This window comes from Moorena sp. SIO4A1 (genome assembly GCF_010672065.1).
Lineage (GTDB): Bacteria > Cyanobacteriota > Cyanobacteriia > Cyanobacteriales > Coleofasciculaceae > Moorena.
The window spans coordinates 1-16668 of sequence record NZ_JAAHHX010000103.1 but is presented as its reverse complement, the minus strand read 5'-3'; the positions used below and the strand labels follow the sequence as shown (position 1 = coordinate 16668).

The 16668-nt window shown below is 44.6% G+C and carries 14 protein-coding genes; 4 read left to right on the top strand and 10 right to left on the bottom strand.

Annotation, left to right across the window (positions count from 1 at the left end; translation table 11 throughout):
- The 6 genes from F6K53_RS33135 to F6K53_RS33110 form a co-directional block, all read right to left on the bottom strand.
- The coding region (locus F6K53_RS33135; RefSeq protein ID WP_293083643.1) for a hypothetical protein at window positions 1-190 on the bottom strand (190 nt) is incomplete at its 3' end.
- 791 nt (window positions 191-981) lie between these two features.
- A complete protein-coding gene (locus tag F6K53_RS33130) occupies window positions 982-1788 on the bottom strand; it encodes a phosphate ABC transporter ATP-binding protein (RefSeq protein ID WP_293083641.1) in 807 nt (268 codons plus the stop codon).
- 179 nt (window positions 1789-1967) lie between these two features.
- Window positions 1968-2909, bottom strand: coding sequence for a phosphate ABC transporter permease PstA (gene pstA / locus F6K53_RS33125; RefSeq protein WP_293083638.1), 942 nt, complete (start codon window positions 2907-2909; stop codon window positions 1968-1970).
- Window positions 2910-3033: 124 nt separating this feature from the next.
- Window positions 3034-3891 carry a phosphate ABC transporter permease subunit PstC gene (gene pstC / locus F6K53_RS33120; RefSeq protein ID WP_293072812.1) on the bottom strand — a complete coding sequence of 286 codons (858 nt, stop codon included), beginning with the start codon at window positions 3889-3891 and terminating at the stop codon, window positions 3034-3036.
- 319 nt (window positions 3892-4210) lie between these two features.
- The gene (locus F6K53_RS33115; RefSeq protein WP_293072809.1) at window positions 4211-4729 is read right to left on the bottom strand and encodes a substrate-binding domain-containing protein; all 519 of its coding nucleotides are present in this window, start codon (window positions 4727-4729) and stop codon (window positions 4211-4213) included.
- A gap of 7 nt (window positions 4730-4736) precedes the next feature.
- A complete protein-coding gene (locus tag F6K53_RS33110; protein ID WP_293072806.1) occupies window positions 4737-6047 on the bottom strand; it encodes a transposase in 1311 nt (436 codons plus the stop codon).
- 61 nt (window positions 6048-6108) lie between these two features.
- Here F6K53_RS33110 and F6K53_RS33105 point away from each other — a divergent pair, with 61 nt between their 5' ends.
- Window positions 6109-6288: a hypothetical protein gene (locus F6K53_RS33105; RefSeq protein ID WP_070395189.1), complete on the top strand. Its 180-nt coding sequence runs from the start codon at window positions 6109-6111 to the stop codon at window positions 6286-6288.
- A gap of 172 nt (window positions 6289-6460) precedes the next feature.
- Here F6K53_RS33105 and arsS read toward each other — a convergent pair whose 3' ends face one another.
- Window positions 6461-7456 carry an arsenosugar biosynthesis radical SAM (seleno)protein ArsS gene (arsS, locus tag F6K53_RS33100; RefSeq protein ID WP_293083635.1) on the bottom strand — a complete coding sequence of 332 codons (996 nt, stop codon included), beginning with the start codon at window positions 7454-7456 and terminating at the stop codon, window positions 6461-6463.
- 230 nt (window positions 7457-7686) lie between these two features.
- Complete coding sequence (gene arsM, locus F6K53_RS33095) at window positions 7687-8655, bottom strand: arsenosugar biosynthesis arsenite methyltransferase ArsM (RefSeq protein WP_293074616.1); 969 nt, start codon at window positions 8653-8655, stop codon at window positions 7687-7689.
- A gap of 651 nt (window positions 8656-9306) precedes the next feature.
- On the opposite strand from arsM, the gene F6K53_RS33090 reads away from it, so the two are divergent.
- Together F6K53_RS33090 and F6K53_RS33085 are read left to right on the top strand one after the other, a co-directional pair.
- The gene (locus F6K53_RS33090) at window positions 9307-11286 is read left to right on the top strand and encodes an AMP-binding protein (protein ID WP_293083632.1); all 1980 of its coding nucleotides are present in this window, start codon (window positions 9307-9309) and stop codon (window positions 11284-11286) included.
- A 630-nt stretch (window positions 11287-11916) separates the two neighbouring features.
- Window positions 11917-12366, top strand: a complete 450-nt coding sequence (locus F6K53_RS33085; RefSeq protein ID WP_044495479.1) for a YlqD family protein — start codon at window positions 11917-11919, stop codon at window positions 12364-12366.
- A 145-nt stretch (window positions 12367-12511) separates the two neighbouring features.
- Here the strand turns inward: F6K53_RS33085 and F6K53_RS33080 are convergent, their stop codons facing one another.
- Together F6K53_RS33080 and F6K53_RS33075 are read right to left on the bottom strand one after the other, a co-directional pair.
- A complete protein-coding gene (locus tag F6K53_RS33080; protein ID WP_293070789.1) occupies window positions 12512-12994 on the bottom strand; it encodes a hypothetical protein in 483 nt (160 codons plus the stop codon).
- Between the two features lie 162 nt (window positions 12995-13156).
- On the bottom strand, window positions 13157-13900 hold the full coding sequence (locus tag F6K53_RS33075) for a PEP-CTERM sorting domain-containing protein (protein WP_293070787.1): 744 nt from the start codon (window positions 13898-13900) through the stop codon (window positions 13157-13159).
- A gap of 1584 nt (window positions 13901-15484) precedes the next feature.
- Here F6K53_RS33075 and F6K53_RS33070 point away from each other — a divergent pair.
- Window positions 15485-16668 (top strand): dihydrolipoamide acetyltransferase family protein (locus tag F6K53_RS33070; protein WP_293083629.1); only part of this gene is annotated, 1184 nt, incomplete at its 3' end.

Below are 16668 nucleotides of genomic sequence, written 5' to 3'. Positions count from 1 at the left end.
ATATTGTGCGTTTGGTTAATTGGTGGCAGGGAGTTCCATTTGCAGCTACCCGATGTTCTCGTTTTGCTGCTCTTGGGCCGACCGGTTGACCTATGTCTAAACAAATATTAATTTCGCCAGCGGTATCAACTTTGGGGGACTTTGATAGTTTTGTTCCCCCCAGAATTGGGGGGCTAGGGCGTGTCTTCAAACTCTGAGATCCCCCTAAATCCCCCTTAAAAAAGGGGGACTTTGAGTATGGCTCCCCCTTCCGCGCGGGGGGCTGGGGGGGATCTAAATCTTGCGGAAAACTTTGAAAACACGCCCTAGGGGGGCGAAACCATACTCAGAATCAGCAACGCCCAATCGTCAGCTATCAGCTATCAGCTATCAGCTATCAGCTATCAGCTATCAGCTATCAACTATCAGCTATCAGCTATCAGCTATCAGCTATCAGCTATCAGCTATCAGCTTTTGAATAAAATAAGCTGACGGCTGACCACTGACGGCTGACCGCTGTTCGCGCAGCGTGCGCGTAGCGCATATGCTTACGGGAATTCGGAGCAGGGAAGAGCACAGCTTTATCCTCTCATTCCATTCACATAGGCAGCTGTCAAGGCTTGTTGAGGTGAATGAATGCTTCCCCCACCTGCGTTCTCGTGGTGGGGGTGTCCGTCTTGATTACAAGGGTTTATCCCTCGCGACAGGCGGCATTCGCGCCGAAAAGCCAGGACTTTTGCTGGACTTTTCCCCCAAGTCGTTTCCGCTATGGGGCTTTTCTTAGAAACTTTTACCTAGAGTCTGACGTATATAAACCGACTACAAAGGATTTACAGGTTTGTTTTCCCTGGCGTTGAGAGGTCGTGCCTCTAGGTTGCTCAGAATCTTGTTCTGTCCTTTGCCGTACCGCTCAAGTTAAATTAATTATAACACAATTTTTTGTTCCTTGACCCCCACCTGAACGTTCGCGCAGCGTGGCCGTAGGCCAGGTGTGGGAATGCGTCACAAAATCTGTTCAAAAATCTGCTCCACACAGCCGTATTCAATCAATCTCCCCACTGCTTCCTTGACCCAGAAGACGGCAGTATAGTCAGCAATTCGTCTGGCTTGAGCTAGGTTGTGGGTAACAATCACCAGGGTGTAGCGTCCCCTGAGCCTAGCTATCAAATCTTCGACCACACCGCTGGATATGGGATCCAGGGCACTACAGGGTTCATCTAATAGGAGTACTTCCGGTTGCAAAACCAAGGCACGGGCAATGCAAAGGCGCTGCTTTTGACCACCAGATAGAGCAAGAGCCGAAGTGTGTAGTCGGTCTTTTACTTCATCCCACAAACCAACATCCCGGAGTGCGGTTTCTATGAGCTGAGCAATGTTATCCCGGTTTTTAACACCATGTTCCCGCAACGGAAAGGCCAGATTCTTCCAGATTGAGAAGGGGAAGGGACTCGGCTTTTGGAAAATCATTCCAACACGACGACGAAGTGCAATTAGCTCCATCGCACCACGCTTTGCGATCGCATCCATCCGAGGACTCAGCACATCTAGGGAACCAATGCGAATCCTACCGGTAACTTTAGCATTAGGAATCAAATCTGTCAAGCGATTTAGGCAACTTAAAAAACTAGTCTTTCCACAACCAGACGGTCCCACTAGTGCTGTAATGGAACCTTTATAAATTGGCAACGATACATCAGCAAAGGCCGGTTTTGTTCCATAATGTAAACATAGCCGATCGGTCTGAATCAATGGGTCGTTTATAGACTGGCTTACCGGTAATCGCTGTTTTATTTCTAAAGGGTTAACCATTGTTTTTGGAAATTGTTAATGTGAATTTTTAATTAGTAATTAGGTAAGCCGTAAGCAATCAGCTGATAGCGTTTATTGAATTTATGAGGTACAGTTATAAACCTCAAAGTCCACCTTTTTAAGGGGGATTTAGGGGGATACCTTTGTACCTCATGGGAGATAGAATTGCTATATTTTATTCAAAAAGCTGATTGCTGATTGCTGATTGCTGATTGCTTATAAACAGACTCCACCCTCCGATGCAACCAATACTGAGTCATCCATGCTGCTGTACCATTAATCAGCAACAACAACACTAGCAACACTAAAGCTGAGGCATAAGCATTAGCATTTCCCCCTGTTACATTCATCGACAAATCAAAAATATGAATCGACAGCGATCGCCCAGAATCCAGCAAAGACTCTGGCATCCGATCCACATAACCACTAGTAAAGATCAGTGCTGCGGTCTCAGCGATCGCTCGCCCTATGCCTAACACTAATCCCACCACTAGTCCCGGTGCTGCCGCTGGTAACAGCAAATTCCAGAGAGTGGTAGTGCGGGATAAACCAAGGGCAGTGGCAGAAAGGCGATAATCATCACTAACGGCGCGAAACCCTTCCTCTGTTGATCGAATTAGGATTGGCAACACCATACAGGCTAATGTCAACCCCCCAGACAAAATTGAAAAGCCTAGCCCTAGGGTTTTGCAGAAAAAGGCATTGCCAAATAGCCCAAAGACAATCGAGGGTACTCCTGCCAGTACATCTAAGCTACGACGAACCAGACGCCCGAAAATACTCTTAGTATCTGTGAACTCAGCTAGCAGTATTGCTGTCCCTACTCCAATCGGAACAGAAACGGTCATACATACACCTAAAATTAGGAGAGTGGAAACCAGAATTGGACCAATCCCTCCTTCCCGTCCAGCATTCTTTGGTGTAGTAGTTAGGAATTCCCAGTTAATTTGCCCGACACCGTGCCAGACGATATCACTCAAAATCCAGAGGAATACAGCAGTTACGAACAGTGCGATCGCCCAAATCATCACCGTTGAAACTTGGAAGTTGTCGATTGCAGGTTGGAAGTTGTCGGTTGCAGGTTGGAAGTTGTCGGTTGTCGGTTGTGGCTTCGTTTTCATATCATGTCAGGATAATTACCCTTAATAAATATCTCCCTATGTCCCTATGTCCCTATCTCCCTATCTCCCCATCTCCCCACCCTCTCCTTAATTATGGGTATTCAACCAGACTTGATATAAGTTCTTACTCATAGATTCCTCCCTTGCTGATCATTTCTGCAATTGCTACCAGTACCAAAATTATTGCCATCAGCAGCAAGCCACTGACAAAAAGTGCTGAGCGGTGATTGCCCATAGCGTAAGCCATTTCCAAGGCGATATTGGCAGTAAGAGTTCGCATCGGCTCAAATAGGCTTTTGGGAGTTTGCACCACATTGCCACACACCATCAGCACCGCCATAGTTTCTCCAATCGCCCGTCCTGTTCCTAAAATCAAGCCAGTAAACAACCCCGACTTAGCAGCCGGAAACACAACACCTCTGACTGTTGCCCAGCGGGATAGTCCCAGGGCTGCTGATCCCTGTAGGTATTCTGGGGGGACTTTAGCAAAGCTAGCGTCTGCGGTCAGAGCAATAGTTGGCAAAATCATCAGGGTCAGAATCGCAATTCCAGCTAGAAGACTGGCTCCTGGTGGCTGGAAGCGTCCAATTAACGGAACTAGCTTCACCAAACCCCAGAAGCCGTAAACAACTGAGGGCATCCCTGCCAACAATTCAATTAGCCGTCTATAAAGTCCAGCAATCGGTGGAGGCGCGTAATACTGACAAAAGACTGCAGATAGAATTCCCAGGGGTGTGGCTACTAGCATCGCCCCAGCCGTGACGAATAGGGTACCCCAAAGCATCGGGGTGAAGTTGTACAGAGTCTCGGCAGGATGCCAGGATGGATCGGTAAAAAAGGGGAGTAATCCTACTTGTCCCAATACTGGCAAGGCTTCCGTGATTAGGAACACAACAATCAGCACCACGATAGCACCAGCCACCAAAGCACAGCCTTGTAGGGTCGAGATTAGGAGAGAATCACTCCGAAAAAAATTGAGCATTTATAATTAAGAATTAAGAATTAAGAATTAAGAATTAAGAATTGAGAATTGAGAATTAACAATTGAGAATTGGGCATTGATAAGCTGGTCTTAATTTAAATTTTATTGTTCTGACAGCAGGGGAGCAGGGGAGCAGGGGAGAGGGTTTGGGGATTGAGAATTATAATTAATAATTCAAAGTTTGTGGCATTCTTAATTCTTCATTCTTCATTCTTCATTCTTCATTCTTCATTCTTCATTCTTAATTCTTAATTCTTCATTCTTAATTCTTAATTCTTAATTCTTAATTCTTAATTCTTAATTCTTAATTCTTCATTCTTCATTCTTCGAGGGGGACAAAGTTTTGCTCTTTAACAATGTCTTGTACCTTTTGCGATCGCGAAAACTCAATAAATGCTTTATCTAACCCAACCGGAATAGTTTTGGTTACTAACGTCAGGGAACGAGATAGCGGGAAAGTGCCGTTTTGAACATTTTCTGTGGTTGCCGCTATTCCAGCAACGGGCAGTAATTTAATCGGAACATCCTGTTTGCTGCTATATTCTGCGGTGCCAATGGAGACATAACCAATCCCATTAGGATTACCCGCCACTGTTTTAATCCCCTGCTCATTATCCCCAATCACCACATCTGCCTTAATCTCGCTATTTTTCAGCTGGAAGTACTTCAGAAATAACTCCAAGGTAGAGCGTCCCTCGGCTTTGTTGACTACTGTAATTGGTGCCTTCTTGCCTCCCACATCCTGCCAGTTATCAATTTTGCCCTGATAGATATCCACAATCTGTTGATTACTCAGGGATTGCACCGGATTATTGAACTCTCCCTGGCTTGAAAGCACAGGGATTCTAAGCGGATTTCACTTCGCGGGTTAAAACCGCGCTCCGTGAAGTTGCTTCACGATACGATTTAGAAAGTGAATCTAATCTGTATCGTTGTGGCAGGCTCAAAACTGCTCTACAGACCTTGGCTAGGGGAAACCCTAGCTGTGTCTCTACTTTCCTGAGGATGTTACCAGCCCCATTACAGTCGGCGTTAATTAATTCACCTTTTCGAGACCTATAAAGTCCACGCTTTACTCGCCTTCCAGATTCTTTCCACCCCTTGGGTTTCCCACCAAGCGTAGGTAGAAAATCATTATCTAGAAAACTTGCCTTGCTGGTATAGCTCTCTTCAGTCTCAATAAATTTAATACCGTACTCAATACATAGCTGCTCAATTCTATTTTTTAATTTAGCGGTAGGGATTTGAACAAATTGCTGATTATTTTTATTACCAATATTGATACCATCTTTATTCCTTTTGTTCCAACCGAAAACGACTATACTGATTTGATGTCTTATACACCAGTTAACAACAAATCTAGCCGCTTTGTTCACGTTGTCGCGCATTTGACAGTTGCGTCTTTCAGTCAGAGATGCTAGTTGTTCATCCCAATAGTCGCATTGTTTCCCTTTTTTGATTGCAGATACTCGCTTATTGTACCACTGGTTTTGTGACTTGACTTTTCTGCCATCTACGATAAAAGATTTTCCAATATTAGAAACGCAAGTTAACCAGTTATTGAGGCCGGGGTCGATACCTAATACATTCTCTGTAGGTGTTACCGGCTTTGGTTTTGGTCGCTCGTATACAAACTCCAGATAAAAACAGCCATTCCTGGGGACAAAACGATACTCTTTAATTGACTTGAAGTCTATATTGGATGGCATAGGTAGTAGAAAGTGATCAATGCCAAACCAGGCTTTAACTTGCTTTCCCAGGGTAAATTTGAGTTGACCTTTTACCAGCTTTACCCAGCGGGCAGGATAGCTAACTACAGATAACCCTCCTTTCTTACGATACTTTGGAACTCTAGGCTTATCTGTCAATTGCCCTTTGTCATACTTTTTCTTGAGAGCTTTGTAAGACTTGAAAGACTCAATGACTCCGTGTAAAGTTTGTTGAGCACATGCAGATCTTAATGCCCTGAAGTGGACATTTGTCTTCATTATCTTATCCAGTTCCGCGTTGTTAAGGTATTTGCCAACCTTAAACAACATTTGACGGCAATAATATAAGCCACAATTTGTTAACTTGTTGGCTTCCGAACAGATGAACTCTATGAATGCCTGATTCTCAGTCGTTGTAGTTATTAGGTGCTGCTGACATCCGTACATTCTATCGACCTTTTGTTGTGCTACATTAATTATATACCCGGATAATTAATGTGTCAAGCAAATGCCAGAAAAAATCAAGAAAAAAGTGGGAAGACCGAGCTTGCATGGTGTGCGAAAAAAATCCTATAGTGTAATGACTACAGAAACGGCCTGGAATGGACTAAAAGAAATGGCTAAAGAAGCCAATTTAAGCCTTTCTGAATTTCTAGAAACTTTGGGTAGGACAAAGCAGCTCCCATGACACGAGAGCCGGTATAAATACCGGTACGCTCCCCGGCCACCCAATAAATTAGGTGGCTAACTCTCGCTTGTTACTCCTCTGTTTTGAGTTCATAATTCAGCACTTGTCAGCAGTTGAATTATCATTGATATGAAAATTAATTCATATTATAATCAAAAAAACTCTGATTGGATCAAATCAAAGCACCACCACAACTGGAACCAGACCCTGCTGTACAGCCATAGCAATAGGAAGCGGTACGAATTTCCTCAATTATGTCTAAACTTCCTGCTTCCAGAAGTTTACTAACTGTCAACCTTTCTCCAGTGCGAGAGGTTGCTGCTACATTTTCCATCTGATTAAAATCGCAATCGTAGACATTACCCAGATAGTCAATAGACAATTCATTGCGACACATCAAATGCTGCACCGTACTGGCATTGAAACTGTTTTCTAGAAACACCATATAGGGAGCATATAGCTTGGTGCGTTGTAAATGAAACTTTGTTCTACCAACGGGGATATTTGTAATTGTAAATAGCTGGTTGAAGTCAATATCAAACTGTTCTTTTAGGAACACTTTATAATCCTTTTCCAACTTAACCTGATTAGGAGTCATAGAAAACTTTTCACTCAGTGGCAAGGAAGGATTGTAGACCAAATCAAGAATTAATTTGGGGTTTCTGCCATAGCCCAACCGATTCAGCCATTGAATCGCCCGAATCGAATCATCGTAAACCCCCTTGCCGCGCATTTTATCTACATTATCTTCCAGATAACAAGGCAAAGAAGCTACTACTCGTAATTGGTGCTTAGCGAAATAGTCAGGTATATCCTCATATCCCGGTTCAAAATAAATGGTCAAATTTGACCGAACAATCACCTCCTTTCCGGTTTGGTATGCTGCTTCAACTAATGGCTTAAAGCCATAATTAATCTCTGGCGCACCACCAGTCAAGTCAACGGTCTTAATTTGATGAAACTGATGAATCAGCTTAATAAGCTGGTCACAAATTTCTGGAGAAAGTTCTTCAGTTCGTTTAGGACCAGCTTCCACATGGCAGTGAGTACAAGCTAGATTACAACGCTTCCCCAGATTAATTTGTAAAACCGTTATTGGGTGTTTACTTAAGGGAGATTGCAGTTTTTTGTGGAACGGTGTAACAGCTGAAACGTCTGTTTTAATCATAAGTTTTATTGACTTGTAATTGCTAGAAGTATTAATTTTGAAGGATGACTTCTGAAGTATTACTTCTAAAGTAGGATTTGTAATTTACTAATCTTTAATTAGACCATGGATTGGTTGATAAACAAATCCATGGTTTTTATTCTTCAGCCTACTCTACTTCAGATGCCAAAGATGAACAGCATTCATACTTCATACTTCATACTTCATACTTCATACTTCATACTTCACCTTTAACAACAACCACCACCAACATAGTGCCAAGTTGAATCAGTGACTAAGATTTCTTCTGGATTCACCTTTCCTAATTTCGCGGCTGTTTTATCACAAACAGCGGCTGGCACACCACGGGAGAGGATGTGTCCCGCATTGTCATCAAAAAACTCTTCCGCGCCCATGTAAATTGCTGTCTTGCCAGTAAAAATACATGGTCCATCCTCTGGGATCACAACTTTGAAAGAAACAGAATCCAGACTTTCCAGCAGCAGGGGTTCTTCTAGGTTGTAGTTTTGGCAATCCAGAAGCCGATAGGGACGCTTTGCTCGAATTTCTACTTGACCAAAACCTGACCTGACCAGGTGCTGAACATAGGATTGATAAGTGAGCGCACCAGACAGACACATAGCTCGTAGCCGCTCATCTTCCTGTAGATGGGGTGGAATCGGACGAGTTGCAATGGGGTCACTCATTAACAGTCGTCCACCTGGTTTTAACACTCGATAGGCTTCTTTGAGTGCCTTCATCAGGTCAGCCGGTTCAAAGATGTTGAATAGGCAATTCTGAGCAACCACATCTACAGAATCATCTGGCATCGGTAGGGCAAAGGCATCCCCTTCCCGAATTTCCACAAAACTCTGGTCAAACCAGGCATTGTCTTGAGCAGCAATTTTCAGGTTACGGGTAGCCGCCTCCCGCATGGCCTGAACTGGCTCAACAGCAATCACACCCCCTGGACGTTGGGAAAAATAAGCAAATTGTAACGCCTCCAAGCCACCACCAACACCGACATAGAGGACAGTTGGCTGATTGCTGAGTTCTGTGGGATGTACCGTAGTACCGCAGCCATAATTCATCTCCGCCATCAGTGGAGGAATTTTCAGTCCTGGCAGTTGTAAGGGGCTACTTTGGACACAACACAAACCAACTTGGGGTGTTTGAGCGACTTCAGAATAAAATTCAGCAGTTGTTTCGAGATAGGTCATCTGAATCCTTTACTTGGCAAAGATGGTAATGCTATTGATAGTAGGGTGGAAATTGAAAACTAATTTTGAACCAGTATAGTTCCTCAGTTGAGCTTTAATGCTACAAAATTCATGTATCGTCTGATACCAAATCCCGGTTCAAAACCCCGTTGATTATTTTGATCATCTAGTCAGCGAAGCGCAGACTTTGTCATCTTCGAGAAGGCTTCCCCTATGTCTAGCCGCTATTTATTATTGGTTTAGGCTAAAGGGAAGCTATAAGTGGGATTTGGAATTAACTTGCTGTTGCAGGCTTTTAATCCAATTTGTCTTCAGGCAAGCAACGGTAGAATACCTTGCCTCACCCTTAGATGCTATTAAACTCATGCCAGATGAATTTTTAGAGTAGTACACCATGAATTTTTACTGAGATTACCACGCGATCGCTCATGCTTAGGGCATAGGATGCTGGGGTAATCAGGTGATTAGCTCATGGGGTGACTCTGGTGACTATGGTGACTCGGCTAACTCTGGTGAGTGTGGACTATTCTACGAGTGATTAACCAGACTTCATCTAAGACAGAAACTATAGTGTCCACTCAACACTGCCAATCACCTCTAAGCAGAAGAGTATGGTAGAAAGAGCTACCGAAGCAATCAGGGAGTTGATGAATGTCGAAAAACCAGTATGCAGAACGCCTCAGACAACAAGAGAGAGTTTACCTCAAGCGTGTTGCTGATTACTCTTCACTAGAGTCGATACCAGAAATCTGGCCCCTTGCTGCCCAACGCTTTGGGTCAATCATTGCTCTGCAAGACCCTCACGCTGTGGGAGCTCATGGTGCTCCAGCTTCGACCCTGACCTATACCCAGTTGCAGGAGCAAATCGAGCAATTTGCGGCTGGATTACAATCCCTAGGCTTCCAGCCAACACTCGATGAGAAGGGTATTCCTACCCGAATTGCGTTATTTGCTGATAACTCTCCTCGATGGCTAGTTGCCGATCAGGGTATCATGAGTGCAGGAGCAGTAAATGTGGTGCGCTCAGGTCAAGCAGAACGGCAGGAATTGCTTTATATTCTCGAAGATAGCGGTAGCACTGCTGTGGTGCTAGAAAACCTCAAAACTTTGGAAAAATTAGGCGATCGCTTGGATGGGCTACCCATTGAATTAGTGATTCTCCTTTCTGAAGAACAACCAGTATCGACCGGATCATCCCGACAAATTGTTAACTATACTCAACTCATGGAAGCCGGGGCATCTCGGTCTCTGACCAAAGCTAACCATAACCGGGAAACCTTGGCAACTCTGCTGTATACGTCTGGTACCACAGGCAAACCCAAAGGGGTGATGCTGAGCCATGGTAATCTCCTGCATCAGGTCAACACCCTTGGTGCAGTAATAGAAATCCAAAAAGGCGATCGCGTTCTTTCTATCCTGCCTACCTGGCACGCCTACGAACGCTCAGCGGAGTATTTTCTATTATCTCAGGGTTCCACCCAGATTTACACCAACCTGCGCCATGTCAAAAAAGACCTTAAAACCTTCAAACCTAACTTTATGGTCGGAGTACCCCGACTGTGGGAATCGATTTATGAGGGGGTGCAAAAGCAGTTTCGTGAGCAACCCCAAGGTAAGCAGAAATTAGTCCAAAACCTGCTAGGGATCAGTCAACGCTACATCGAGGCACGACGGCTTGCTCAGGGGTTGACCTTAGATAATTTAAATCCTTCACCAATCCAAAAACTATTGGCCACAGTGCAAGCTTCCTATTTATGGCCGGTTCATCAATTAGCCAATAAACTAGTTTATCAAAAAGTCCGGGAAGCCACTGGGGGAGAAATCAAGCAAGTCATTAGTGGTGGGGGTTCCTTAGCGAGGCACTTGGATAACTTCTTTGAGATTATTGGTGTCGAAGTCCTAGTCGGCTATGGGTTAACCGAAACCTCTCCCGTTACTAATGCCCGGCGTTCCTATCGTAACCTGCGTTTTAGTGCTGGACCACCTTTACCGCACACTCAAATCCGGATTGTTGACCCTGAGACTCATCAGCCTTTACCCCAAGGTCAAACAGGCTTGGTGATGGTAAAGGGAGCACAGGTAATGCAGGAATATTATCACAAACCAGAAGCTACCGCTAAGGCAATTGATCGAGACCGGTGGTTTGATACAGGGGATTTAGGTTGGGTGACCCCCCAGAATGATTTGGTACTCACTGGCAGAGCCAAAGATACTATAGTTCTTACCAATGGGGAAAATATCGAGCCACAACCGATAGAAGATGCTTGTTTGCGTAGTGCTTACATTGACCAGATTATGCTGGTTGGTCAAGACCAAAAGGCATTGGGTGCTTTAATAGTACCAAATTTAGATGCCTTGCAAGGGTGGGTAGCGGCTCAAAATCTTCCCCTTGACGTATTCGCTCAAGATGTTGATTTAAATATTAAAGAGGTTCAGACGTTATACCGGACTGAATTAAACCGAGAAGTCCAAAATCGACCAGGTTATCGCCAAGATGACCGCATCAGCACCTTTAGGCTAATTCTAGAGCCGTTTTCCCAGGAAAATGGCATGATGACTCAAACCTTTAAAATCCGACGACCTGTAGTCACGGAACGCTATCGCGCTATCATTGACGCGATGTTTGCGTGAAGTACCCCAACAAGATCCGCTCAAGTTGGGGCTTCCAACTGGCGTCACAAGGACGGTCTTATTCGTCTTTAGGATTTCCCGTTTCATCCGCTGATGCCAGGTTGGGTACTTCCGTGCAGATAGAAAGTCCAGAACTGAATCTGGTGATGGTCTTACTTAGCTTCCACAGGCAGCCGCCCGTCTGACCCAGGCAGTAATTCTTTTTTTGCCGCTTGGTTTTCGCGGTTTATAACTGGTGTTCCAGTCGATGATGTCTCATGACATCTTGCGCTTGCCTTTTCAGTTCGCGTAGCGTCGGAGAAAGCCGAAACGCTTTGGCGAACGGTGGTCGAGTTCGTTCACGCACTTTGACTACATCTCTTATCCACCTAGCTCAACTATCATCAGCCCATGCCTGACCATGTAAACCTAAGCGAGTTATTTTGATATTAGCATATAATCAATCGTTCGGCTATCCATCCCCACCGTCAAAGAAGGTGGGGAATTCCGCGAGTTTCTGTTAAAACGTTAGAAGGTTTAGAGGTGCGGGCCTCGAACCTTGAGACTGAACCTCAATCTTCTTTCTCAGAATTATTGAGCAATATAACCAGTCACACTCTCAATCCCTCAAACTTACATAGTGGAACGCATATGGACGACTCTAATAAGAACTTACTCTTGAAACGGCCAATTAATATCAAAGCCATCGTTACCCCTCGATGGAAGGAAGAGGTTCAGCAACAACTACAAAATCAAATCAACCAACTCGACGGCCAACTGCAACAGATTGATCTGCAGGGACAAAAAGCGATCGCTGAGATTAAAAACCAGAGCGTGAATCCTCCTGGTCCTCAGGTATCGCAACAAATTGAAAGCATTCAAACCCAGGTCAATCAAAAGAAAAGTGAACTGCTAGAGCAGAAAAACCAGCAACTTCAGCAACTACAACAAGTCCAAACCCTCGAACTCGACCAGGAAGTTAGTCAAGGTCAGCTAGAAAGCTTCTTCAGGGTGGAAGAGGGAGATAACCTAGTCAAAAAGATGAACGTGGAAATTCTGCTGCGGGATGGGGTTATCGAAGAAATTCGCGGTGATATTTAGTACGATGTCAAGGCTGAATTAATAGCTACAGATTAAGGAAAAGGTCACACCAGATGAATAGACACGGATAGACAGATAGTTGGTTATCTGTCTATCCGTGTTTAAAAGTGTATTGTCTTTCACCCCTTTGCCATTGAGCCAGCGATTACTGGCAAAATTCCGTAGACCAATCCTGATGACCCCGACCCTCTCGACAGGTAAACTGTTGACCAGCCCACATGATCTGCCACTGTTTGCCAGTTTGGGCTGATTCCTTGGGTGATAACTCAATACGATACCGGATGCCACGTACAGAGTCATCCTGTAAACCCGTTTGAGTGATGGTGACTACCGCTTGATCAGGTTTAGGATAATCTACCTTGACCTGTTGATCAAAGTTTCCTTCAATCAACAGTGATTGGTTTTGACCAAAGGTAGATAATGCGATCGCTTTTGGATCGGCACCAATCAGCTGATCAGGTGTTGCCTTATTGGCTAGGTCAATGGCTTTGTAGTCTTCTCGCTTGGTCTGGACATTAGCAGGAGACTCAGTTGGTTTCGGTGCAGGGGGTTTGCTAATCAGATTGCAAGCACTCAGGATTAGGATAATACCTGTAAGCACGGTCAAGGAAAGTTTTTTGTTAAGCATTTCATACCAACTTGCATTCAATAGAAATCAAGCTAACTTGTCGGCTGTTGACAGTCAACAGTCAAAGCTCAAAACTCGACATTCAACGGTCAACACTTAACACTTAACACTCCACAAAACAGATTATTCCCTTAACCCAAGTCCATCTAATTACTGATGGTATTATTTATAGCGCTTGAACACTGACCCTGCACCCATAGCACCCAACATCAACAGACCCAATGTCGAAGTTGGTTCGGGAACTTTCTTAGAAGGCTTAGGGGGATCTGGGAAATCGCGAAACTTGATGCCAGAGACCGCACCACTTCCTGGTAGTTTAATATCTAGCTTGGTCACTGAATATTCAGGAAGATAGCTGAAATCGTAAGTGGATAGGGAGTTGTCTGTCCCAAGTGTTAGTGATTGTTTCTCTGTTGTGCCATCCTTCAGAAAGGCTTCCAGATATCCGTTTGTATTATTTAGATTCTCATCAATGTCTATAAGGGTGACATAATCGAGAGAAACGGGTTTATCAAAAGCAAAGGAAATGATGCCACCGCCAGCCCAGTCGTCAGGTTCTTCATTTGTGTTCTCATTGATAATTAAGACGTTACCCTGTGGCTTCGTCCCAAATGAAGGTCCCGTGGCTAAGTCAGCGTCTCCACCGCTGCATGTAATCCCAAAATCAGGTCCGCAATTGCTGTTGAATAACCTTAAGGGATGATTAGACCCTTTATTACTGGTTATATGCACACCGAATTTTGCCCATTGCTCACCAATATTTGTTTTAGTTCCCGCCTGGAGAAGGTTACCAGCATCATCCTTTTCAAAATCCAGTAAGTATGTATCAGCTAGAGCGGGATTAGCACCTACTGTTACCAAAGTAACTAAGGCTGCTGTGAGCGTAAGTGTTGATAACTTTTTCATGGTTTTTAAACCCTTAAATACTTACTGAATTTTAGCGTTTTAATCGTTTTTTTTTTATTTTTTTGGAGAGTTTTAATTAACGCTTTCCATCTAATTTTACGTTCCAAAGTATATGATAATAGTGATCTTATGTTGGCTTACCTTATCTGTTAGGTATAAGTTTCCTCTCTTGGGATAAATTATTCATTTATTCAATGTGTGAGTCTATTAATTAAAGATTTAGTGAAGTGACCTTCATTCGGGAACCAAAATCGATACAATTTAAGATTATACTAAACTAGATATTAGACTGACCCTGTCAGCCGTCAAGGGTACCTATAATGAATTGTGGGAATTTTTGATCAAAAGTTCCCTACTCCCTACTCCCTACTCCCTACTCCCTACTCCCTGCTCCCTTTGCTAGATAAGAGCTTTTAGTTAAAAGCCATGAGCATGTATAGAGTGATTGGTAGCTACCCACTCCCATTAAACTAAGCCAGTGAGTCACCTCACTGACTCGTCTACCCTTCGGGAAGGCTACGCCAACAAAACCGGGCGTGAAAGTTTCCCTTCACCCGGCTCCTCATTATAGGAACCATTGTCATTGGTACCTCAGTGGCCATGTTTGACCATGGCAAAAGGGCTCGAAATATTCGCTTTTCCAACTTCAATAAGATTCACACTCCTGTTAACCTTATTTCATTCCACCGTCTGGAAAAAAAATTCCAGGGTTTTAGACCTATCAATTGGTACTTACAACTATCTCTTTTCCTAAAATGTGAGTCCGTCAGCATATTCGTTTGCATTACCCGGTGACTTTAGCTTCTGACGTCAATCTTACCGACCTATCCCTTGCGGCTAACTACCTACTCTAGTATTGACCTTCATCAGAGCAAATACAGAGGTTACTTCGTTCCTGATAACCATTGATTGGACTTTTAGGGCGGTACTGTTCACCGGGGATATTGTAGTAGAATCTCGCTTTAGGAGTAGAACTTTTAGTCAAAATCCCATTGACTTTTGTCTGTGGCGATTCAGCAAGCAAGCGCCACTTGAGCATGACGATGATTTAAACATACCTTCGGTGTGTACCCATGAGTCATGAGCTGTTACTAACACCACATGATAGCTGGCAGTGCTTCACTACTTGACCCCGCTTTATCAGTAAGCAAGTTATGTCTTACTAATAGGGGTAAGGCTGTCAGGAGGATTCCGCGAGGGTCAGAAGTTACCGAAAGAATAGTGCAGCCTTTATGGTCAGCAGGTTAGGCATCATAGGAGTAAGGTTTTGTACTAAGGCTGCACTATTCTTTGGTTTTGTCTCCGGGCTGGACTAACACCTGCATGGTTATCAAGTTGTCTAGGTTCATATGTCAAGCGCAGCTAATCCCCCATACCCTTATCGGGTAAGGTTTATAGCTAACGAATCGCACCTAATCCCTAATCCCAAGGACAAACAGGATATCCGTATTGTAGAAAACCATGGAAGCCCGCCTCATGGTTTCTTTACAGAGTACGATGGCTTTCTGGGGCTTATTCAAGTTACAATGCAAGCTGGCATAATGTTTTTGCTAGCTCTCTAGAATTGATTTAGAAGACCACCCCATGATTCACGAAGTTTTCATGCCCGCCCTCAGTTCAACCATGACCGAAGGCAAAATCGTTTCCTGGGAAAAATCTCCCGGAGACAAAGTCGAAAAAGGTGAAACCGTGGTGGTGGTTGAGTCGGATAAGGCTGATATGGACGTTGAGTCCTTCTATGAAGGCTATCTTGCCACAATCACGGTATCAGCTGGTGACACTGCTCCGGTGGGAGCCCCGATTGCTCTGATTGCCGAAACGGAAGCGGAAATTGAAGCAGCTAAACAACAAGCTGCCCAATCTACACCAGCTATTGACACAGCAACGCCTCAGCAAGCAACGGCATCAACCCCAGAACCGGTACAGACCGCTCCCGCTGCCATTGCTGATACTCCCAGCCGCCGTAATGGACGAATTATTGCTTCTCCCCGAGCTCGTAAACTAGCGAAGGAATTACGGATTGATCTGAATACCTTGAGAGGAAGTGGTCCCCATGGCAGGATTGTGGCTGAGGATGTGGAAGCAGCAGCAGGTAAAGTGAGTACTCCCCCGGCACCAGTAACCACCACCCCAGCACCACCCCCGACACCGGCTGTAATGCCCACTCCCATCCCAGCAACTATGCCAGCGCCTCTGCCAGCACCTGCTGCGGCTGTACCCCTGGGAGAAGTGGTGCCGTTCAATACCCTGCAAAATGCAGTGGTGCGGAATATGATGGTCAGCCTGCAAGTGCCTACCTTCAGGGTTGGTTACACCATCACTACCGATGAGTTAGATAAGTTATACAAAAAAATCAAGCCTAAGGGTGTTACCATGACCGGGCTGCTAGCTAAGGCAGTAGCGGTTACCTTGCAGAAGCATCCCTTGGTCAATGCTAGTTATACCGAACGGGGAATTCAGTATCACAGTTCCATTAATGTAGCTGTGGCTGTGGCAATGGCTGATGGTGGGTTGATTACCCCAGTATTGCGCCATGCGGAGCAGCTGGATATTTATTCTCTGTCTCGCACTTGGAAAGATTTAGTAGACCGTGCCAGAACTAAGCAGTTGCAGCCAGAGGAATATAATTCCGGTACTTTCACCCTATCCAATTTAGGAATGTTTGGTGTAGACCGGTTTGATGCGATTTTGCCCCCAGGACAGGGTTCTATTTTGGCCATTGGTGCATCCCGTCCTACGGTAGTAGCTACCCCTGACGGCATGATGGG